This window comes from Pseudomonas sp. No.21, from assembly GCF_054558415.1.
Window position 1 is genome coordinate 117,631 of record NZ_BAAJNO010000010.1, and the last position, 19,261, is coordinate 136,891.

A 19,261-nucleotide genomic window follows, 5' to 3' on the forward strand; every position below is an offset into this window, starting at 1 on the left:
TGAGGCAGACCCATGACCCAGGATATCGGCGGATTCGCCGCGCTCGGACTTCATCCCAACGTTCTCGCAGCCATCTCGGCTGTTGGCTATGAAGAGCCATCTCCCATCCAGGCCCAGTCGATTCCGGTGATCCTCGCCGGCCACGACATGATTGGCCAGGCCCAGACCGGTACCGGCAAGACAGCAGCCTTCGCGCTGCCCATCCTCTCCCGTATCGATCCGGCCAAACGCGAGCCGCAGGCGCTGATCCTGGCACCGACCCGCGAGCTCGCACTGCAAGTCGCCACCGCTTTCGAAACCTACGCCAAGCAGATGCCCGGCCTGAACGTGGTCGCCGTCTATGGCGGCGCGCCCATGGGCCCGCAGCTCAAGGCCCTGCGCCAGGGCGCCCAGGTGATCGTGGCCACCCCCGGCCGCCTGTGCGACCACCTGCGCCGTGACGAGCAGATGCTCGCCACCGTGCAGCAACTGGTCCTGGACGAAGCGGACGAAATGCTCAAGCTCGGCTTCATGGACGACCTGGAAGTGATCTTCCAGGCCCTGCCGGAAAGCCGTCAGAGCGTGCTGTTCTCCGCCACCCTGCCGCCGTCGATCCGTTCGATCGCCGAGCGTCACCTGAAAGAGCCGCAGCACGTCAAGATCGCCGCCAAGACCCAGACCGTGGCCCGCATCGAGCAGGCTCACCTGATGGTCCACGCCGACCAGAAGGTCGGTGCCGTGCTGCGCCTGCTGGAAGTCGAGGAATTCGACGCCCTGATCGCCTTCGTGCGCACCAAGCAGGCCACCCTGGACCTGGCCTCCGCCCTGGAAGCCAAGGGCTACAAGGCCGCTGCGCTGAACGGCGACATCGCCCAGAACCAGCGTGAGCGCGTGATCGAGTCCCTCAAGGACGGCCGCCTGGACATCGTCGTCGCCACCGACGTCGCTGCCCGTGGTATCGACGTGCCGCGCATCACCCACGTGGTGAACGTGGACATGCCGTACGACCCCGAGTCCTACGTGCACCGTATCGGCCGTACCGGCCGTGCCGGTCGCGATGGTCGTGCGCTGCTGCTGGTCACCCCGCGCGAGCGTCGCATGCTGCAGGTGATCGAGCGCGTGACCAACCAGAAGGTCGCCGAAGTCCGTCTGCCCAACGCCCAGCAGGTGCTGGACGCGCGCATCAAGAAGCTGACCGCCAGCCTCGCGCCCCTGGTGGCCGATGCCGAGGCCAGCCATGGCGAATTGCTGGATCGCCTGATCGCCGACATCGGCTGCAGCCCGCGTGCCCTGGCCGCGGCGCTGCTGCGCAAGGCCACCAACGGCCAGGCGCTGAACCTCGCCGACGTCGAGCGTGAGCAGCCGCTGGTGCCGAGCGCCTCCCAGCCGCGCGAGCGTCGCGAGCGTGATGGCGAGCGCAGCAGTGAGCGTAGCGAGTACCGCGAGCGTCGTGCTCCGCTGCCGCTGACCGAAGGCCGCGTGCGTTGCCGCACCGCGCTGGGAACTCGCGACGGCATCGCCGCGAAGAACCTGCTCGGCGCCATCCTCAACGAGGGTGGCCTGGCACGTGACGCCATCGGTCGCATCCAGATCCGCGAGACCTTCAGCCTGATCGAGTTGCCGGAAGACGGTCTTGATCGCCTGCTGGGCAAGCTCAAGGACACCCGCGTCGCGGGCAAGTCCCTGAAGCTGCGCCGCTATCGCGAAGACTGATCAGCGCCTGACGAAAAAGCCCCGCAATAGCGGGGCTTTTTTATGGGCGGTGGTTGGGTGGTTGGCTCTGTCTGTGGCGATTCGAGCTAAGGACCCGACAGGATGGGCTCGTGCCGTAGGGTGTGCCGTGCGCACCGCCGCACGGTGCTTCCGGCGAGCACCAGGTGTGCGCAGCACACCCTACGTCCGCAGCTAGTGGCGGCTGCATGAGCCGAGATCCCCAAAAAGCCAGGGGGAGGGTGTCTGCTTGACCAAAGCTACAGGGCCGCCCTCGGTGCGCCCGGGGCCTCAACCGAACCTGTAGATATCCATCCCCAGCGCGCCGAGGGTGAAGCCGCTGTGCTCCACCTTGAAATCACCGCCGGCGCCCCGGGCGAAGTACAGCGGCAGCAGGTGTTCGTCGCTGGGGTGGCTGCGGCGGGCGTGGGGTGCCAGGGCGCGGTAGTCGTGCAGGGCTTCCTCCTCGCAAGTCTCCAGGCGCTCGACCATCCAGTTGCGGAATTCCAGGGCCCAGGGCGTGATCACCTCCGGTCCGGCGCGCCAGTTCAGCTCGCCCAGGTTGTGGGTGATGCTGCCGGAGCCGATCAGCAGCACGCCGCGTTCGCGCAGGGCGGCCAGTGCGCGACCGACGCGGGTCTGGAAGGCTGGGCCGAGACGGCTGGGCAGGGACAGCTGCAGCACCGGGATATCCGCCTCGGGGTACATCAGCGACAGCGGAACCCAGACGCCATGGTCCATCGGGCGCTGCGTGTCGATGGCGGCGTCCAGGCCGTGTTCGCGCAGCAGTCGCTGCACATCGGCGGCCAGCGCCGGGGCGCCGTGGGCCGGGTACTGCACTGCGTAGAGTTCGGGCGGGAAGCCGTAGAAGTCGTGCCAGGTTTCCAGCTGTGTGCCTCCGCTGATCGCCAGGCGTTCGCTTTCCCAGTGGGCCGAGACCACCAGGATCGCTTCCGGTCGCGGCAGCTCGCGGGCCAGGCGTGCGAGCGCGGGGCCGCTGGCACCGGGTTCGAGGGCGAGCATCGGGGAGCCGTGGGAGATGAAAAGACTGGGTAGCATCGGGCACTTCCTCCGTTAGGATGAGCGCCATATTCGGGGCTGGACGTATCGACATCCAGCATAAATTCTTGAGTGTTCCTATCGAATCGGCAGGTGGATTGTGCACGAGAGTTTCTGGCAGGACAGATGGGCCAACGACCAGATCGGTTTTCATCTGGATGAGGTCAACCCTTACCTGCAGCAGTATTGGTCGTCGCTGGGCCTGGCCCAGGGCTCGCGGGTGCTGGTGCCGCTGTGCGGCAAGAGCCTGGACCTGGTCTGGCTGGCTGCACGGGGCCATCGGGTGCTGGGTGTGGAGCTGGCAGAGAAGGCGGTGACGGACTTCTTCGAAGAGCAGGGCCTGGTGCCCGAGGTGAGCGAGGAGGGTGCCTTGCGCCGTTACCGCGCGGGCGGCATCGACATCCTCCAGGGGGATTTCTTCGCCCTGGATGCGCAGGAGGTCGCGGACTGTGGCGGGCTCTACGACCGCGCCGCGCTCATCGCCCTGCCGCCGGAGATGCGCGAGCGCTATGTGGCGCATCTGGGCACGATTCTCCCGGCTCGCTGCGAAGGGCTGATGGTGACCCTGGAATATGACCAGCAGCGCCTCGACGGCCCGCCGTTCTCGGTGTCGGAGGCGGAGGTGCGCCAGCGCTTCGAGCCCCTCTGGAGCGTGGCGCTGCTGGAGCGCCAGGACGTGCTGGAGAAGAACTGGAAGTTCGCCTCCCGTGGGCTGGACGCGCTGTTCGAGCCGGTGTTCCGCTTGCACCGGTCCTAGCGGTTTATTGCGGGCATGAAAAAGGCGGCCGATTGGCCGCCTTTTTCGTGGGGCGTGAATCAGCCGCGGCGGCGCAGGGCCTCGATGCGGTCTTCCAGGGGCGGGTGGCTCATCAGCAGGCCGGCGAGGCCGTTCTTCAGGCCGCCGTTGATGCCGAAGGCGGTGAGGCTGTCGGGCATCTGCACCGGCACGCCCTGTTCCGCACGCAGGCGCTGCAGGGCACCGATCATGGCGTTGGTGCCGGCCAGTTGGGCACCGGCTTCGTCGGCGCGGTATTCGCGTTTGCGCGAGAACCACATGACGATGATGCTGGCGAGGATGCCCAGGACCAGTTCGGCGAAGATGGTCGCCACGAAGTAACCGATACCGTGGCCTTCCTCGTTCTTCAGGATCACCTTGTCGACGAAGTTGCCGAAGATGCGCGCGAAGAACATCACGAAGGTGTTCACCACGCCCTGCACCAGCGCCAGGGTGACCATGTCACCGTTGGCCACGTGGCCGATCTCGTGGGCCAGCACGGCTTTCACCTCATCGGGCGAGAAGCGCTCCAGCAGGCCCTGGCTCACGGCGACCAGGGCGTCGTTGCGGTTCCAGCCGGTGGCGAAGGCGTTGGCCTCGTAGGCGGGGAAGATGCCGACTTCCGGCATCTTGATGCCGGCTTCGCGGGAAAGTTGCTCCACGGTCTGCAGCAGCCACTGCTCGTGGCGGGTGCGGGGTTGGGTGATGATTTCGGTGCCGGTGCTCATCTTCGCCATCCATTTGGAGATGAACAGCGAGACCAGGGAGCCGGCGAAGCCGAATACGGCACAGAACACCAGCAGGCTGCCGTAATTCTGGCCAGTGAAGCGGTCTACGCCCAGCAGTTTCAGGGTGATGCTGGCGATCACCAGGACTGCGAGGTTGGTGGCCACGAACAACAGGATGCGCATCATGGTTAAAGCGGTCTCCTCAGGGAAAGACGGTGTAATGCGGGGTTATATAAGGTGCGCCAGATGCCTATTCAACCTGGGCTCTATTTCAAACTGTGTCGCCTGTCGTGCCGCCGGCCCCGACGAAGAGCAGCCGGGTGAGGCGGGCGGTGCGTTCGCCGTTGCGGCTGGCCAGGGCCTCGCGCAGCTGGTGGGCGAGGGTGGCGTGGACGCGGCGTACGCTGGGGGGCAGTTCATCGTCGCTGCGCACGGCATGGGGCAGGGTGCGGGACAGGCGCAGGAAGCCCTTCTCGCTGAGTACGGCCTGGTCCAGCGCCTCGTAGCGAATGGTGCTTTCGTAGCGGATGTAGCCCTCCTCGGCCAGCCAGATCAGGGCGCCCAGGCAGCCCTGGTGGCGTTTGCTGGGGAGGCCGAACTCGTCGGGCTCCTCGTGGCCGATGAGGTCCTCGATATAGAGGGCGACCTTGCGCGGAAAGGCTTGGTAGAGCATCAGCATGCCCGCCGCGCAGTCCTTGTAGAAATCGTCGATCTGCAGGTCCATGGTCACAGCGCCCTGGCGATCAGTGAGGTGGGGAGCAGCGGCAGCAGGCGGCCGATCAGGGCCCAGGGCCAGCCGGGCACATAGGCGCTGCGAGTGCGTTTCTCGATGTGTCGGGCGATCAGTTCGGCGCCGCGCTCGACACCGATGAGGAAGGGGCGGGGGCCGGCATCCTGGTTGATCGGCGTGTCGATGTAGCCGGGCAGGATGAGAGTGGTGTCGATGGGGCTGCGGTGCAGCTCCAGCTCCAGCGATTCCATGTAGCTGATCAGCCCGGCCTTGCTCGCCGAGTAGCCGGCGGTGGCGGGCAGCCCGCGCTTGCCGGCCACCGAAGCGATGGCGACGAGGTGGCCGTGGCCCTGTTCGCGGAACAGCTCGGTGGCGGCATCCAGGCAGGCGATGGCGCCGAGCAGGTTGGTCTCCAGGGTCTGTCGGTAGCGCTCGAAGCGGCCGCTGCCGGCCTTGCCCGCCAGGCCAATGCCGGCGTTGGCGATCAGCCCGTCGAGGCCGCCCAGGGCATTCTGCGCCAGGCCTACGGCGTCCTTGCACGCGGCATGGTCGGTGACGTCCAGCGGCAGCACGACGAGGGTGCGGCCGTACTGGCTGCGCAGTTCCTCGGCCAACTGCTGCAGGGTCTCCTCGCGGCGTGCGGCGAGGGCTAGGTCATACCCCTGGCTGGCGAGGCGCCGGGCCAGGGCCATGCCGATGCCGGAGCTGGCACCGGTGAGCAGGTAGCGTCTGGCCTGGCCCATGCTGGCGTTCCTTACTGGCGATAGGACTTGAGGAAGTTGCCGATGCGGCCGATGGCCTGCTCCAGGTCGTCGACGCGGGGCAGGGTGACCACGCGGAAGTGGTCCGGCCACGGCCAGTTGAAGGCGGTGCCCTGGACGATCAGCAGTTTCTCGGAGAGCAGCAGGTCGAGGACGAACTTCTCGTCGTTGACGATGGGGCAGACCTTCGGGTCGATGCGCGGGAAGGCGTAGAGCGCGCCCATGGGCTTGACGCAGCTGACGCCGGGAATGTCGTTGAGCAGTTCCCAGGTGCGGTTGCGCTGTTCCAGCAGGCGGCCGTTGGGCAGGACCAGGTCGTTGATGCTCTGGTAGCCGCCGAGGGCGGTCTGGATGGCGTGCTGGCTCGGCACGTTGGCGCACAGGCGCATGTTGGCGAGGATGTCGATGCCTTCGATGTAGCTCTGCGCGCGCTGCTTGGGCCCGGAGATGGCGACCCAGCCGGAGCGGAAGCCGGCCACGCGGTAGGACTTGGACAGGCCGTTGAAGGTCAGGCAGAGCACGTCCGGCGCCAGGGAGGCGGTGGAGATGTGCACGGCTTCGTCGTAGAGGATCTTGTCGTAGATCTCGTCGGAGAACAGCACCAGGTTGTGCTGGCGGGCCAGTTCGACCATCCCCTCCAGCAGCTCCCTGGAGTACACGGCGCCGGTGGGGTTGTTGGGGTTGATGATCACCATGGCCTTGGTGTTCGGGGTGATCTTGGCCTTGATGTCTTCGAGGTCGGGGAACCAGTCGGCCTGCTCGTCGCACAGGTAATGCACCGGCTTGCCGCCGGCCAGGCTCACGGCGGCGGTCCACAGCGGGTAGTCGGGCGCCGGGATCAGCACCTCGTCACCGTTGTTGAGCAGCGCCTGCATGCACATGACGATCAGCTCGGACACGCCGTTGCCGAGGTAGATGTCCTCGATGCCGATGCCGTCCACCTGCTTCTGCTGGTAGTACTGCATCACCGCCTTGCGTGCGCTGAACAGCCCCTTGGAGTCGCTGTAGCCCTGGGCGGTCGGCAGGTTGCGGATCACGTCCTGGAGGATTTCCTCGGGGGCTTCGAAACCGAACGGCGCCGGGTTGCCGATGTTCAGCTTGAGGATGCGGTGGCCTTCCTCTTCCAGGCGTTTGGCGTGCTTGAGCACGGGCCCGCGGATGTCGTAGCAGACGTTGGCGAGCTTGTTCGATTTGCTGACCTGCATGGTGGTTCGTGTCCCGATCTGAGGAAACTGCGCCTTGGCAGCCTGTAACGCCGCTGCCAGACTGGCGTCTAAAGCCACGCATGATACGTGCGGCCCGATGACCGGAAAAGGTACTGGTCGGGCTTTTTTCCGTAGCCGAGGTGACCCATGGAAAAGCTGGACAAACCCCTTGAATCCTGGCGTGAAGAGCTGAGCGAAACCCAGTTCCACGTCTGTCGCCTGGGGGGCACCGAACGTCCCTTCACCGGTGAGTACAACGGCACCAAGACGCCGGGCATCTACCATTGCTCCTGCTGCGGCGCGGCGCTGTTCGACTCCGATGCCAAGTACGACTCCGGCAGTGGCTGGCCGAGCTATTTCCAGCCGGTGGACGGCAGTGCGATCGAGGAGAAGGAGGACTTCAGCCACGGCATGCACCGTATCGAGGTGCGCTGCGCCCGTTGCGAAGCGCACCTGGGCCATGTGTTCCCGGATGGCCCGCGCCCGACCGGCCTGCGCTACTGCATCAATTCGGTGTCGCTGAAGCTGGTTCCTCGCGAAGCCTGATCGAGTGGGCCCGCCCGATGCGCGGGCCTTTTTCATTGCAATTAAATTGCACGCAATTCAATTGCGAGCTATTTTGTCGCCGTCATCCCCCAATCGCAGGCACATCACATGAGCGCGAAGCTTTTCGATATCCCCGTCACCACCATCAAGGGCGAGCAGAAGACGCTGGCCGATTTCGGCGGCAAGGCCGTGCTGGTGGTCAACACCGCGAGCAAGTGCGGCTTCACCCCGCAGTACAAGGGCCTTGAGAGCATCTGGCAGCAATACAAGGACAAGGGCCTGGTGGTGCTCGGCTTCCCCTGCAACCAGTTCGGCAAGCAGGAGCCGGGTGACGAGGGCGCCATCTCCGAGTTCTGCGAGCTGAACTTCGGCGTCAGCTTCCCGCTGTTCAAGAAGATCGACGTCAACGGTGCCGACGCCCACCCGCTCTATGTCGAGCTGAAGAACCGCGCGCCGGGCCTCCTGGGCAGCAAGGGCATCAAGTGGAACTTCACCAAGTTCCTGATCGATGGCGAAGGTCGCCAGGTGAAGCGTTTCGCGCCGACCACCAAGCCGGAAGAACTCACCGCCGAGATCGAAGCGCTGCTGAAATGACCCTGCCCGAATCGCCCGAAGCCGAACTGCTGCTGGACAACCAGCTGTGCTTCAAGCTCTACGCCGCCTCGCGCGCCGTGATCCGCGGCTACCGGCCCCTGCTCGAACAGCTGGGCCTGACCTACCCGCAGTACCTGGTCATGCTGGTGCTCTGGGAATGGCATGCCGCGTCGCCTGAGCAGCCTACGGTTAAAGCCCTGGGCGAGCGTCTGATGCTGGACTCCGGCACCCTGACGCCGCTGCTCAAGCGCCTCGAGCAGCTCGGCCATGTACTGCGCCGTCGCGCGGCCCATGACGAGCGCGAGGTGCACCTGGGCTTGAGCGAATCCGGCGTCGCGCTGCGCGAGCAGGTGCCGGCGCTGCGCGCGGAGCTGATCTGCAGCAGCGGTCTGGACCTCAACGAGATGGTGGAGCTGCGCAGCCGGTTGTCCGAACTGCTCGGGCGCTTCACTGGGTTGGCTGGGTAGCCGGCAGCCAGTTGTCCAGCAGGGCGACCAGCTCTTCCCGGCGGAAGGGCTTGGCCAGGTAGTCGTCCATGCCGGCGGCGCGGCAACGTTCGCGTTCGTCCGGCAGGGCATTGGCGGTCAGTGCGACGATGGGCAGGCCCGGCCAGTTGCCGCTCTGGCGGATACGCCGGGTGGCCTCGTAGCCATCCATGATCGGCATGTTGCAGTCCATCAGAACCAGGTCCACGGGCTCTTCGGCGAGCATCTGCAGGGCCTCGCCCCCGTGGGCGGCGATCAGCACCTCGCAGCCCAGCTTGCCGAGCATGCCCTTGGCCACCAGTTGGTTCACCGCGTTGTCTTCCACCAGCAGCACGCGGGCCGAGCGCGCCAGGCGCTGCTTCGGTGTGGGTGCGGGGGCGGGTTCGTCCGGCTGGGCCTGCAGGCTGCGGCGCAGTGCCTGGTAAAGCGCCGAGCGGGCCAGCGGTCGGGCCAGCTGCTGCAGGGGCGCGAGCGGGGCGGCCTGTTCGCCCTGGATGAAGTTGCCGTAGCCGGTGATCAGCAGGATCGGCGCCGTGCTTTCGCCGCGCAGGCGCTGCAGTTGTTCCGGCGAGTCGGTGATGACCTGGTCGAACACCTGGCCCGCCAGGCTGGTATCGACATCGCGTCGCTGGTAGTTGATGCCCCAGGCCGGCAGCCAGGTCTTCAGCAATTCGGCCAGGCCGCTGCCTGCGGCGCACAGGGCGATGACGCGCCCCTGCAGCGCCGGTGCCGGCGTGGCGTCGGCATGGCTGGCCAGCGGCAGCTCGGCACTGAACAGGCTGCCGATGCCTTCTTCCGAGCGCACGTGCAGCTTGCCGTTCATGGCCTCGCAGAGGCGCCGGGTGAGGGCGAGACCGAGCCCGGTGCCGCCGAACTGGCGGGTGATGCCGGCGCCAGCCTGGGCGAAGGGCTGGAACAGCTTGGGCATGGCCTCGCTGGAGATGCCGATGCCGGTGTCGCGCACGCTGACGGTCACGCCCTCGGCCGTGGGCGTGACGCGCAGGTCGACGCGGCCGAAGCGGGTGAACTTGAGGGCGTTGGACAGCAGGTTGCTGACGATCTGCCGGACCCGCGTCGGGTCGCCGACCACTAGCGAAGGCATGCGCGGGTCGATCAGGCAGCTCAGTTCCACGCCGGGTGCGGCGTTCTGCGAGAGCAGGCTGGCGGTGTCTTCCACCAGCACGCCGAGGTCGAAGGGGATGGCCTCCAGCTCCAGTTGGCCGGCCTCGAACTTGGACAGGTCGAGGATGTCGTTGAGCAGCTCGACCAGCACGTTGCCCGAGTCGTGGGCGATGGTCAGCTGTTGGCGCTGCTCGGGGTTCAGGGGGCTGTCCAGGGTCAGCGAGAGCATGCCGAGCAGGCCGTTGAGCGGGGTGCGGATCTCATGGCTCATGTTGGCCAGGAAGGTGGCACGGGCCTGGGCGGTTTCAATGGCGTGGGTGCGGGCCATGTCCAGTTCCTGGTTGGACTGGCTGAGGCGGCTGTTGGTGGCTTTGAGCTCGGCGGTACGCGCCGAGACGATGTTCTCCAGCTCGGCGAGGTACTGGGTCAGGCGATCCTCGGCATCGCGGCGCTGTTCCATCTCGGCGAAGAGGTTGGCCAACTGGCGGTTGATCACATCCACCAGCACGCCGATCTCGTCCTGTTCATGGCCGGGCGGGCAGGGCAGGCGGTTGTCCACCGGATTGCGCGAGTCACCTTCGCTGAGGGCGCGGATCAGGCCCACCAGGGGCTTGGTGAGCATGCTGTAGAAGAGCACCAGGAGGATCAGCGACAGCAACAGGCTGCGGACGAAGCCCGACAGCAGGGTGAGCATGGAGCGGCGCAGGAAGTGGTTGCCGAAGGCGAAGGTGTCCACCTCCAGGCGCAGCAGGCCGAGGGTCTCCGAGGGGGCGTGGGCGATGTACAGCGGGTCCTGGAAGTCGCGACGCTCGCCGAACAGGAAGTCGCTGAAGATGCGGTAGTCGCTCTCGGTGCGCGGGCGGTTGACGCTGGCGAGCACGGTGCCGCTGTTGTCGATGATCTCGGCGCGGATCACCGCCGGCGAGCGCAGCAGTCCCAGCACCAGTTCCTGGGCCAGTTCGGCGTCGATGTTGTAGGCGATGCGGGCAGCGGGATTGTGGCTGATTTCCAGCAGGGCATTGATCTCGCGCTCCAGCGAGGCGTTCTCGCTGGCGTAGTCGATGCCGACCTGGATGATGCTGAGGAGTGTCCCGAGTACGAACGCCACCAGCACGGTGATGCTGGCCTGCTTGAACGACAGGCGTTGGGTCAGCGGGATATCCATGGGCGAGAAGATTTGGCCTTGTTCCGTGGGCCTGCCAAGCATAGCCTATCCCGCCTGCCGACAGCCCGGCTCTCCGAGCTCAATCAAGGAGTTTATTGTGGATTCCCGTTTGAATGCCTTCCTCGAACGCGCCGATGCCGTGCTCGCGCGCCTGGAGCCCCTGCTGCCTGCCCTGCGCCCCGAGATCGACTGGAGCGACTGCCTCGCCGCGCGCTGGCACCGCGAGGGGCGTGGCGGCTACCTGCAGCCGCTGGAAGTCAGCCTCGACCTCAACCTCACCGACCTGATCGGCGTCGATGCCCAGCGTGAGCAGTTGGCGCGCAATACCCGCCAGTTCGTCGATGGCCTGCCCGCCAACCATGCGCTGCTGTGGGGCGCCCGGGGCACCGGCAAGTCGTCCCTGGTGCGCGCGCTGCTGGCCGCCCACGCGGGCGTCGGCCTGCGCCTGATCGAGATCGAGCGTGATCATCTCGCCGACCTGCCGCGCGTGGTCGAGCTGGTGGCCAAGCTGCCGCAACGCTTCGTGATGTTCTGCGACGACCTCTCCTTCGAGTCCGGTGAAGGTGACTACCGCGTGCTCAAGAGCGTGCTCGACGGCTCGCTCGAGCGTGCACCGGACAACGTGCTGCTCTACGCCACCTCCAACCGCCGCCACCTGGTGCCGGAGAAGGAGAGCGACAACGAGCACTGGCAGATGGTCGGCGGCGAGCTGCACCCCAATGAGGCGGTGGAAGACAAGATCGCCCTGTCCGACCGCTTCGGCCTCTGGCTGTCCTTCTACCCCTTCACCCAGGAGCACTTCCTCGCCGTGGTGCGCCACTGGATCGAGTCCCTGGCCCCCGCCGGGCTGGCCTGGGAGTGGAACGAGGAGCTGGAGAAGGCGGCCATCCGCTGGGCCCTTGGGCGCGGCAACCGCAATGGCCGTTGCGCCTATCAATTCGCCCGCCAATGGGTTGGCCGGGCGCTGCTGGAGACCTCCCCATGATCGACCTGCAACAAGCCGGCGCCGGCCTGGAGGGCTACGCCCTGCTGGCGGCCCAACTGGAGTCGCTGCTCGCCGACGAGCGCGATTTCATCGCCAATGCCTCGCAGTTTTCCGCCTTCCTCTATAACGAGCTGCCCGAACTGAACTGGGCCGGCTTCTACCTGAACAAACAGGAAGAACTGGTGCTCGGCCCCTTCCAGGGCAAGGTCGCCTGCGTGCGCATCCCCTTCACCCGGGGCGTCTGTGGTGCTGCGGCACGCACCCGCGAGACCCAGCGTGTCGAGGACGTGCATGCCTTCCCCGGCCACATCGCCTGCGACAGCGCGTCCAACAGCGAACTGGTGGTGCCCCTGGTCAAGGACGGCAGGCTGATCGGCGTGCTCGACCTCGACAGCCCGAGCATCGGCCGCTTCAAGGAGCAGGACCAGGCCGGCATCGAGCACCTGGCGGCGATTTTCCTGCGCCTGACCGATTGCTGATCGACGCGGTTCCACTTGTGCGAAGCCCGGCTCAGGCCGGGCTTTTTCTTGATGGCGCGCCAAGGAAAAGCCCGGCAATCGCCGGGCTTCTCAGGGGGAGCAGGGCAGTCAGGCCTTGCCGCTGAGCTTCGCCAAGGTGCGCTGCTCGCCAGGCAGAACCGTCTGCACCGATTCCCGCGCGCGGATGCGCTGGTAGTGCGCCGCCAGGGCCGGCCAGCGGCCGCTGTCCAGCAGCTCGGTGCCGTGCTCCATGTTGATCAGCTGGCAGCACAGGGCCAGGTCCGCCAGGGTGAGCTCGGCGCCGACGAAGTACTCGGCATCGCCCAGGGTCTTTTCCAGATAGTCGAAATGCTGCGGCAGCTTGTCCTGCAGCGCCGCCTGCACGGCCGCCTCGTCACAGGGCTGGCCCATGGTCGGCTTGAGCGCGCGGTTGCGGAACACGCAGAAGGTGGTCAGCGGTGCCAACTCGTAATCGGCGTACTTCTCCAGCCAGCGCACCCGGGCGCGCTGCTCGGCGTCGCGGCCATAGAGCGGCGGCAGGTCGGCGTGCTTGTCCTCCAGGTACTGGCAGATGACGCTGGAGTCGGCGAGGGTGAAGTCACCGTCGCGCATCGCCGGGATGCGCCCCAGCGGGTTCAGTTCGCGATACCAGGCGGGCTGGCCGAAGGGCGTGATGATCTCGAGCTGGTAGTCGATGCCCTTTTCAAGGAGGAAGAGGCGCACCTTGCGCACGAAGGGGGAGAGCGGGGCGCCGTAGAGGGTGATGCTCATCGTGGGGGTCCTTGTCTGAGCGGAGCCTGTCAGTCGTAGATGTTCTTCTTCTTCCAGGTGTCTTCATCGTCCAGGGATTTCAGCGCTTCGCCGAGCTCGCTGGGTTCGTCGGCGGCCGGCTGCTTGTCCAGGGCCAGGGCATTGGCGCGGGCCAACTGGTTCTGCAACTGCTGCAGCTGGTTCTGGTAGCGGGCGGGGTCCGGCTGTTTCTGCAGGTACTGCACGCCGCGTTCGAAGGCCAGGCGTGCCTGGCGTGGCTGGCCTTCCTGCAGGGCCTGGAGGCCGAGGTTGGTGAAGAACTCGATATGCAGTTGCACCAGCATTGCGCGGATCTCGTTGACCCAGCGCTTGGCATCGTTCACCGGCATGAACCCGTCCTTGGCGGAGCGGGTCAGTTGGCCGTGCAGGGTTTCCAGCTGGAAGCGGATCTCCTTGGCCTGGGCTTCATTGGCGATCTTCAGGGGCGCGTTGCGGATCGGCATCGCCTCGCCCTGGGCCACCAGGCCGCGCAGTTCCTCGGCCTTGACCTTGAGCTGCGCATTGCCCTTGTCCAGCGGCAGCAGCCGCTCGCAGAACAGCAGTTGCAGGCGGGTCAGCTGCAGTTTCAGTTCAGGCGTCATGAACTGGCCGGGCAGGCTGTCGGAGAGGGCGCTGGTACGGCGCAGCCTGTCGTTGAGGTCGGCGCGCAGGCGCGCTTTCTCCAACTTGCTGGCTTCTACCATGTGGTTGGCGTAGCCGATGATCAGCAGTACGACCAGGCCGGCTATCACCATCAGGGTGATCACGAGTGGCGACATCTTTATACAGCTCCCGTGTGCGTTTTCTGCGGGAGTGTAGAGGGTTGGCCACCCTGCTGATAGCTCCGTGTCAGTTTTTGACCTGAACCCTTTGATTTTAAAAGTTTTTTGCCGAAGGGTTGACGGGTGTTAAAACGCTCCCTAGAATGCGCGCCACTTCGACGCGAAGCCTGAGGGCAAAAGCGACGAAGGCCGGAAGAAAGCGTTAAAGCTGTTGTAAGCTCCGGGCCGCGTCCCCTTCGTCTAGTGGCCTAGGACACCGCCCTTTCACGGCGGTAACAGGGGTTCGAGTCCCCTAGGGGACGCCACTTTCTGGCGTTACGTTGTAGTTGCAATGCGGGAATAGCTCAGTTGGTAGAGCACGACCTTGCCAAGGTCGGGGTCGCGAGTTCGAGTCTCGTTTCCCGCTCCAGATTTTCAAGCAATGCTTGTTGAGTGTTGTTTGTCCCCTTCGTCTAGTGGCCTAGGACACCGCCCTTTCACGGCGGTAACAGGGGTTCGAGTCCCCTAGGGGACGCCAGTTTCACGCGGGAATAGCTCAGTTGGTAGAGCACGACCTTGCCAAGGTCGGGGTCGCGAGTTCGAGTCTCGTTTCCCGCTCCAGTTTCACAAGCGATGCTTGCCAGGTTTTACCTGTCCCCTTCGTCTAGTGGCCTAGGACACCGCCCTTTCACGGCGGTAACAGGGGTTCGAGTCCCCTAGGGGACGCCATTTTCATGCGGGAATAGCTCAGTTGGTAGAGCACGACCTTGCCAAGGTCGGGGTCGCGAGTTCGAGTCTCGTTTCCCGCTCCAGTAAAACGAAAACGCCGCTCATACGAGCGGCGTTTTCGTTTGTGCGTCTTTTGCCCTCAGAGCCCGGCAGCCACCTTGGCGCGGGCTTCTTCGGGCAGCCAGTTCTTCCAGACATCGGGATGGGCGCGCAGGTAGTCACGCGCAGCGTCGCGAGGTGGCTGGCGTTTCTCGCTCATGGTTGCCAGTGCCTGGTTCAGGCCGTCGATGGGCAGGTCCACCTTGGCGAACATCTCCACCAGGTGCGGGTAGCGCTGGCGGAAGGGGGCGGATACGCCGATCGCCAGGCGCGCCGGCAATGAGCGGGTGCCACGCGGGTTGGGGTTGCTGGCGTCGGCCAGGGTCTTCCAGGCCTCGGCATCGAAGGGCGGCTCCTCCAGCTTGATCAGCTTGTAGCGGCCAAGCAGGGGCGTCGGCGACCAGTAGTAGAACAGCACCGGCTGGCCACGGCGGATGGCGGAGACGATTTCCGCGTCCAGGGCCGCTCCTGAGCCGGTGCGGAAGTTCACGTAGCTGCCTTCGAGCCCATAGGCCTTGAGCTTCTGGCTGTTGACCGTCTCGGAGGTCCAGCCGGTGGGGCTGTTGAGGAAGCGCCCCTTGTCCGGCGCTTCCGGGTCGCGGAACAGCGCCTTGTAGCGCGGCAGGTCCTGCACCGAGCGCAACCCCGGTGCCGCCGCCTCGATGCCCCGCCCGGCGTCGCCCTCCACCACATAGGCCGGCACCCACCAGCCTTCGTCGGCGTTCTTGACGATGTCGCCCAAGGCGAACACCTTGCCCTCCTGCTCGGCTTTGACCCACACCGGGCTGCGCCCCGGCCATTCCTCGCCTATGACCTGGATGTCGTCCTGGGCCAGCGCGGTTTCCAGGCTGACGGTGCTGCCGGGCAGGGTGTCCGTCGGGTAGCCGTAGCCCTTCTCGACCACCAGGCGGAGGATCTCGGTGATCAGGCTGCCGCTTTCCCATGTCAGGTCGCCGAAGTGGATCGGCTCGTGCGGGTCCGTCGTTGCGCCCTGGGCCAGCAACGCGCCGGCGAGCAGGGCGCCGCCCAGCAGGTGCTTGATCGATCGCATGGGGTTCTCCAATCGCTTGAGGGGGCGCATCGCCCGCCGCTACGGGAACGAAGGTTAGACGGCCCGGGCCCTGTGCGCCTGTGCGGCTTTCGTCATGCAACGGTCACCTCGTCGACATGAATCGGTCGTCATCGGGCCCTAGACTTGTGCCTACACATCGTGCTCCTGATTCACTTGCGGCCGCCTTCGGGCGGCCTTTTCTTTGCCTGTCAGCTGCCGAGCAAGGCCTCGGCCAGGCGCGCAGCGGGCGGGGGCAGGGCATCGAAGCGCCGTGCGCAGAGGTGCAGCTGGCGGGTGGCCCAGGCATCGGCCAGGGGCAGGGTGCGCAGCGCATGGCGATCCCGGGCGCGGTCCAGGGCGGCTTCGGGCACCAGGGCGATGCCCACGCCACGGGCCACCAGGCCCAGCACCGCGTCGAAATCGCTGACCCGCAGGCGCAGGTCCAGGTGGCGACCGGCTTTCAGGGCCTTGCCGGCGATGTGCTGCTGCAGCGGGTTGTCCCGGCCCAGGCCGATGAAGGCACGGTCGAGCAACTGCTCGAAGTGCAGCGGCTGGCCGTGATCGAGGCTCGCGTCGTCCAGGCGCGTCACCAGCACCAGGCGGTCGATGCGCAAGGGGCGTGCTTCCAGGGCGGCCAGGTCGGTGTTGTCGGCCAGGACCCCGAGGTCCGCCTGGCCCCGGCTGAGCGCTTCGACGATGGCATGGCTGGGCCTTTCCTCGATATCCAGGTCGATCTGCGGGTGCGCCAGCAAAAAGTCACCCAGCACGCCAGGCAGGTGCTCGGCCAGGGCGGCGGTGTTGCCCAGCAGTCGGACCCGCGCGCGCAGGCCGCTGGCGAAATCGCCCAGTTCGTCGACCATCAGCTCCAGCTGGTGCATCACCGAACGGGCGTGATGGGCCAGGGCGCGGCCTGCCGGCGTGGGGCTGACCCCATGGCGCTGGCGCTCGAACAGCGGTATGCCGAGGCTTTCCTCCAGCCCCTTGAGGCGCGCACTGGCCGAGGCCAGGGCCAGGTGGCTGCGTTCGGCGCCGCGGGTGATGCTGCCGGCGTCGAGGATGTCGAGGAACAGCTTCAAGTCGATCAGGTCGTAGCGCATCGTGCTCTTCCAGGCTTCGTCCAGGGCGTAGCCTGGGCTCGGGAATCACAGATTCAGCCCTGGCGCGACATCGCGCAAGCTGGCGCCATCCTCCTTATCGGTATCCGCCATGCTGCTGCTCTTCTGCTTCTTGGTTTTCCTGCTTGCCGGCCTGGTCAAGGGCGTGCTCGGCATGGGCCTGCCCACCGTGGCCATGGGCCTGCTGGCGGTGGCGATGACGCCGGGCGAGGCGTCGGCACTGCTGCTCGTGCCTTCGCTTCTGACCAACCTCTGGCAGCTGTTCGGCGGGCCGGCGCTGCTGCCGCTGCTGCGTCGCCTGTGGCCGCTGCTGCTGGCGCTGGCCCTGGGCACCCTGGTGACCACGCGCTGGCTGGTCGAATCGGCCAGCCCCTGGATTCCCGCAGCGCTCGGCGCCTGCCTGCTGGCCTATGGCGGGCTTGGGCTGTTGGCCTTTCACGCGCCGACACCGCAGCGGCGGGAGGGCGCCTGGTCGGCACTGGTGGGGCTGCTCACCGGTCTGGTGACGGGCCTTACGGGCGTCTTCGTGGTCCCCGCCGTGCCTTACCTGCAGGCGCTGGGCCTGCCCCGCGAGGTGCTGATCCAGGCGCTCGGGCTGTCCTTCATCGTCGCCACCCTGGCCCTGGGGCTCGGCCTGTTCCTCCATGGCGGCCCCCCGGGGCTAGACCTTGGCCTCACCTGGCTGATGCTGCTGCCGGCCCTGCTGGGCCTGGAAATCGGCCGGCGCATCCGCAGGCGCCTGAGCGAGCGCCTGTTCCGCCGGCTGTTCTTCCTCGGCCTGCTGGCCCTGGGGGCGCACTCGCTGCTGCGCGGGGCGTTGCTTCTGGCCGGCTGAGTCGCCGGGGCGTTATGCTCGGCGCCTCCCGACCCCCGAGTCCCCGCCATGCTCCATAGCCGACAGGCCTATCTCGGCCGCCTGGAAGTCGCCAGCAACAGCGGCGCCGGCCACGCCTTCGCCAAGCACAGCCATGACGAGTGCGTCATCGGCGTGAACCTTCTGGGCGAGGAGCAGGTGTGGCTGGATCGGCGCAGCTTCCGTGCCGGTGCGGGCGACATCACCCTCTACAACCCGGGGCAGATCCAGGGCGGCGGGGTGAAGGAGGGCGAGCCCTGGCGCTATGTCGGCCTCTACGTGAGCGCCGAGCAGCTGGCCGATGACCTGGGCCTGGCTCGGGTGGAATTCCAACGCGCCTGCATCCACCAGCCCGACCTCGCCGCCAGCCTGGCCGACGCGGTGGAGCGGGCGCTGGGCGGCGACGCCCTGGTGCGCGAACGCGCGGAGGAGCATCTGCTGCTGTGGCTCGGGCACCTGGTGCAGCGCAGCGCCGGGCCCCTGCCGGATACGGCGGCGGTGGGCGCGGGGCCGATGGCGCGGGTGCAGGAACTGCTGGCCGAGCGGCTGCAGGACAGCCCGAGCCTCGATGAGCTGGCCGCCGAGCTGGGCCTGTGCAAGTTCCACCTGTTGCGCAGCTTCCAGAAGCACACCGGCCTCAGTCCCCGGCAATGGGCCATGCAGCTGCGCACCCGTCGCGCCCGTGGGTTGCTGCGTGCCGGCTGGTCGGCCACCGATACGGCCCATGCCCTGGGCTTCGCCGACCAGAGCCACCTCAACCGCCACTTCCGCGCTGCCTACGGCATCACCCCCGGCGAGCTGAAGCGCCTGCTCAACGCCTGAGTGCAATCCTGTCCAAGTCCGCCGGCGGGGACGCGGGCAGAATGCCCCCATCCGTCCCGTTCATCGCTTGAGGTTTCCATGCTCCTGCTGTTCTGCTCGGCCTTCGCCTTCGGCGTGGTCTTCTGCCTGTCTCCCGGTGCCGTGCTCGCCGAAACCCTGCGTCGTGGCCTGCTGCACGGCTTCCGCCCGGCGCTGCTGGTGCAGTTCGGCTCCCTGGTGGGCGATGCGGTCTGGGCGGTGCTGGGCCTGGCGGGCCTGACCCTGTTGCTCGGCCAGGAGCAGGTGCGCGTGCCGCTGACCCTGGCCTGCGCGGCCTACCTGGCCTGGCTCGGGCTGCGCAGCCTGCGCGATGCCTGGCAGCTGCCGGAGGAGGGAGGCGCCACCGAGCACGAGGGGCGCGGTGCGCTGCTTACCGGCGCGGCGATCTCGCTGACCAACCCGAAGAACATCGTCTACTGGGGCGCCCTGGGTACGGCGATGGCGGGAATGATCGGCGGTGCGCCGGACATGGCCCAGACCGGCGTGTTCTTCGCCGGCTTCATGACGGCCTCGCTGGCCTGCTGCTTCCTCTGCGCGGCGCTGGTGGACTGGCTGCGGCGCAACAGCTCGCCGACCTGGCACCGGGTCAGCCACGGGTTGTGCGGGGTGTTGCTGCTGGTGATGGCGGCGCTGGCCCTGCGCGGGCTGGCCTGAAGAGGCGCGGGCCCGGGTGGGCCCGC

Annotated in this window: 20 protein-coding genes and 6 tRNA genes; 16 read left to right on the forward strand and 10 right to left on the reverse strand. The window is 66.9% G+C overall.

All coding sequences use genetic code 11. From position 1 onward, the window contains the following. The first annotated feature begins 12 nt into the window (after positions 1-12). Positions 13-1,692: a DEAD/DEAH box helicase gene (locus tag ACYJSS_RS21345; RefSeq protein ID WP_111260373.1), complete on the forward strand. Its 1,680-nt coding sequence runs from the start codon at positions 13-15 to the stop codon at positions 1,690-1,692. Positions 1,693-1,980: 288 nt separating this feature from the next. Here ACYJSS_RS21345 and ACYJSS_RS21350 read toward each other — a convergent pair whose 3' ends face one another. Further along, positions 1,981-2,748, reverse strand: a complete 768-nt coding sequence (locus tag ACYJSS_RS21350; RefSeq protein ID WP_111260372.1) for a DODA-type extradiol aromatic ring-opening family dioxygenase — start codon at positions 2,746-2,748, stop codon at positions 1,981-1,983. Between the two features lie 100 nt (positions 2,749-2,848). Between ACYJSS_RS21350 and ACYJSS_RS21355 the strand changes: the two genes are divergently transcribed. Continuing rightward, complete coding sequence (locus ACYJSS_RS21355; protein WP_111260371.1) at positions 2,849-3,505, forward strand: thiopurine S-methyltransferase; 657 nt, start codon at positions 2,849-2,851, stop codon at positions 3,503-3,505. Between the two features lie 59 nt (positions 3,506-3,564). On the opposite strand, the gene htpX is transcribed toward ACYJSS_RS21355, so the two are convergent. From htpX to ACYJSS_RS21375, 4 genes are all read right to left on the reverse strand, one after another. Beyond that, positions 3,565-4,437 (reverse strand): protease HtpX, encoded by an 873-nt coding sequence (htpX, locus tag ACYJSS_RS21360; protein ID WP_021217366.1) that lies wholly within the window; start codon positions 4,435-4,437, stop codon positions 3,565-3,567. A gap of 85 nt (positions 4,438-4,522) precedes the next feature. After that, complete coding sequence (locus tag ACYJSS_RS21365; protein ID WP_111260370.1) at positions 4,523-4,975, reverse strand: hypothetical protein; 453 nt, start codon at positions 4,973-4,975, stop codon at positions 4,523-4,525. 2 nt (positions 4,976-4,977) lie between these two features. Next, a complete protein-coding gene (locus ACYJSS_RS21370) occupies positions 4,978-5,724 on the reverse strand; it encodes an SDR family NAD(P)-dependent oxidoreductase (protein ID WP_111260369.1) in 747 nt (248 codons plus the stop codon). A gap of 11 nt (positions 5,725-5,735) precedes the next feature. After that, positions 5,736-6,947 carry a pyridoxal phosphate-dependent aminotransferase gene (locus ACYJSS_RS21375; RefSeq protein ID WP_111260368.1) on the reverse strand — a complete coding sequence of 404 codons (1,212 nt, stop codon included), beginning with the start codon at positions 6,945-6,947 and terminating at the stop codon, positions 5,736-5,738. 147 nt (positions 6,948-7,094) lie between these two features. Between ACYJSS_RS21375 and msrB the strand changes: the two genes are divergently transcribed. From msrB to ACYJSS_RS21390, 3 genes are all read left to right on the forward strand, one after another. Next, positions 7,095-7,493 carry a peptide-methionine (R)-S-oxide reductase MsrB gene (gene msrB / locus ACYJSS_RS21380; protein ID WP_111260367.1) on the forward strand — a complete coding sequence of 133 codons (399 nt, stop codon included), beginning with the start codon at positions 7,095-7,097 and terminating at the stop codon, positions 7,491-7,493. A gap of 108 nt (positions 7,494-7,601) precedes the next feature. Further along, a complete protein-coding gene (locus ACYJSS_RS21385; RefSeq protein WP_111260366.1) occupies positions 7,602-8,087 on the forward strand; it encodes a glutathione peroxidase in 486 nt (161 codons plus the stop codon). After that, the gene (locus ACYJSS_RS21390; protein ID WP_111260365.1) at positions 8,084-8,554 is read left to right on the forward strand and encodes a MarR family winged helix-turn-helix transcriptional regulator; all 471 of its coding nucleotides are present in this window, start codon (positions 8,084-8,086) and stop codon (positions 8,552-8,554) included. The genes ACYJSS_RS21385 and ACYJSS_RS21390 overlap by 4 nt, the downstream gene beginning before the upstream one ends. On the opposite strand, the gene ACYJSS_RS21395 is transcribed toward ACYJSS_RS21390, so the two are convergent. Beyond that, complete coding sequence (locus tag ACYJSS_RS21395; protein ID WP_236206818.1) at positions 8,535-10,901, reverse strand: ATP-binding protein; 2,367 nt, start codon at positions 10,899-10,901, stop codon at positions 8,535-8,537. The genes ACYJSS_RS21390 and ACYJSS_RS21395 overlap by 20 nt on opposite strands. Before the next feature lie 55 nt (positions 10,902-10,956). Here ACYJSS_RS21395 and ACYJSS_RS21400 point away from each other — a divergent pair, with 55 nt between their 5' ends. Both ACYJSS_RS21400 and ACYJSS_RS21405 read left to right on the forward strand, forming a co-directional pair. Further along, a complete protein-coding gene (locus ACYJSS_RS21400; protein WP_111260363.1) occupies positions 10,957-11,844 on the forward strand; it encodes an ATP-binding protein in 888 nt (295 codons plus the stop codon). Then, the gene (locus ACYJSS_RS21405; RefSeq protein ID WP_111260362.1) at positions 11,841-12,323 is read left to right on the forward strand and encodes a GAF domain-containing protein; all 483 of its coding nucleotides are present in this window, start codon (positions 11,841-11,843) and stop codon (positions 12,321-12,323) included. The genes ACYJSS_RS21400 and ACYJSS_RS21405 overlap by 4 nt, the downstream gene beginning before the upstream one ends. A 108-nt stretch (positions 12,324-12,431) precedes the next feature. Here ACYJSS_RS21405 and ACYJSS_RS21410 read toward each other — a convergent pair whose 3' ends face one another. Beyond that, positions 12,432-13,094, reverse strand: coding sequence for a glutathione S-transferase family protein (locus ACYJSS_RS21410; protein ID WP_111260361.1), 663 nt, complete (start codon positions 13,092-13,094; stop codon positions 12,432-12,434). 29 nt (positions 13,095-13,123) lie between these two features. Beyond that, complete coding sequence (locus tag ACYJSS_RS21415; RefSeq protein ID WP_111260360.1) at positions 13,124-13,891, reverse strand: hypothetical protein; 768 nt, start codon at positions 13,889-13,891, stop codon at positions 13,124-13,126. A gap of 232 nt (positions 13,892-14,123) precedes the next feature. Here ACYJSS_RS21415 and ACYJSS_RS21420 point away from each other — a divergent pair. The 6 genes from ACYJSS_RS21420 to ACYJSS_RS21445 all read left to right on the forward strand — a co-directional run bounded on the left by ACYJSS_RS21420 (position 14,124) and on the right by ACYJSS_RS21445 (position 14,685). Further along, positions 14,124-14,199, forward strand: a tRNA-Glu gene (locus ACYJSS_RS21420). A 28-nt stretch (positions 14,200-14,227) separates the two neighbouring features. Further along, a tRNA-Gly gene (locus tag ACYJSS_RS21425) sits at positions 14,228-14,303 on the forward strand. Between the two features lie 32 nt (positions 14,304-14,335). Beyond that, positions 14,336-14,411 (forward strand) — tRNA-Glu (locus ACYJSS_RS21430). A gap of 7 nt (positions 14,412-14,418) precedes the next feature. Beyond that, positions 14,419-14,494 (forward strand) — tRNA-Gly (locus tag ACYJSS_RS21435). A gap of 32 nt (positions 14,495-14,526) precedes the next feature. Continuing rightward, positions 14,527-14,602: transfer RNA gene (locus tag ACYJSS_RS21440), tRNA-Glu, on the forward strand. Positions 14,603-14,609: 7 nt separating this feature from the next. After that, positions 14,610-14,685: transfer RNA gene (locus tag ACYJSS_RS21445), tRNA-Gly, on the forward strand. A 56-nt stretch (positions 14,686-14,741) separates the two neighbouring features. Here the strand turns inward: ACYJSS_RS21445 and ACYJSS_RS21450 are convergent. Further along, positions 14,742-15,752, reverse strand: coding sequence for an ABC transporter substrate-binding protein (locus ACYJSS_RS21450; protein ID WP_111260359.1), 1,011 nt, complete (start codon positions 15,750-15,752; stop codon positions 14,742-14,744). A 209-nt stretch (positions 15,753-15,961) separates the two neighbouring features. Beyond that, positions 15,962-16,849, reverse strand: a complete 888-nt coding sequence (locus ACYJSS_RS21455) for a LysR substrate-binding domain-containing protein (protein WP_111260358.1) — start codon at positions 16,847-16,849, stop codon at positions 15,962-15,964. A gap of 109 nt (positions 16,850-16,958) precedes the next feature. On the opposite strand from ACYJSS_RS21455, the gene ACYJSS_RS21460 reads away from it, so the two are divergent. The 3 genes from ACYJSS_RS21460 (at position 16,959) to ACYJSS_RS21470 (ending at position 19,235) form a co-directional block, all read left to right on the forward strand. Further along, positions 16,959-17,702: a TSUP family transporter gene (locus ACYJSS_RS21460; protein WP_111260357.1), complete on the forward strand. Its 744-nt coding sequence runs from the start codon at positions 16,959-16,961 to the stop codon at positions 17,700-17,702. 48 nt (positions 17,703-17,750) lie between these two features. Continuing rightward, entirely contained in the window at positions 17,751-18,542 is a 792-nt protein-coding gene (locus ACYJSS_RS21465) for an AraC family transcriptional regulator (RefSeq protein ID WP_111260356.1), read from the forward strand. A 78-nt stretch (positions 18,543-18,620) separates the two neighbouring features. Beyond that, complete coding sequence (locus tag ACYJSS_RS21470) at positions 18,621-19,235, forward strand: LysE family transporter (protein ID WP_111260355.1); 615 nt, start codon at positions 18,621-18,623, stop codon at positions 19,233-19,235. The last annotated feature ends 26 nt before the right edge of the window (positions 19,236-19,261 follow it).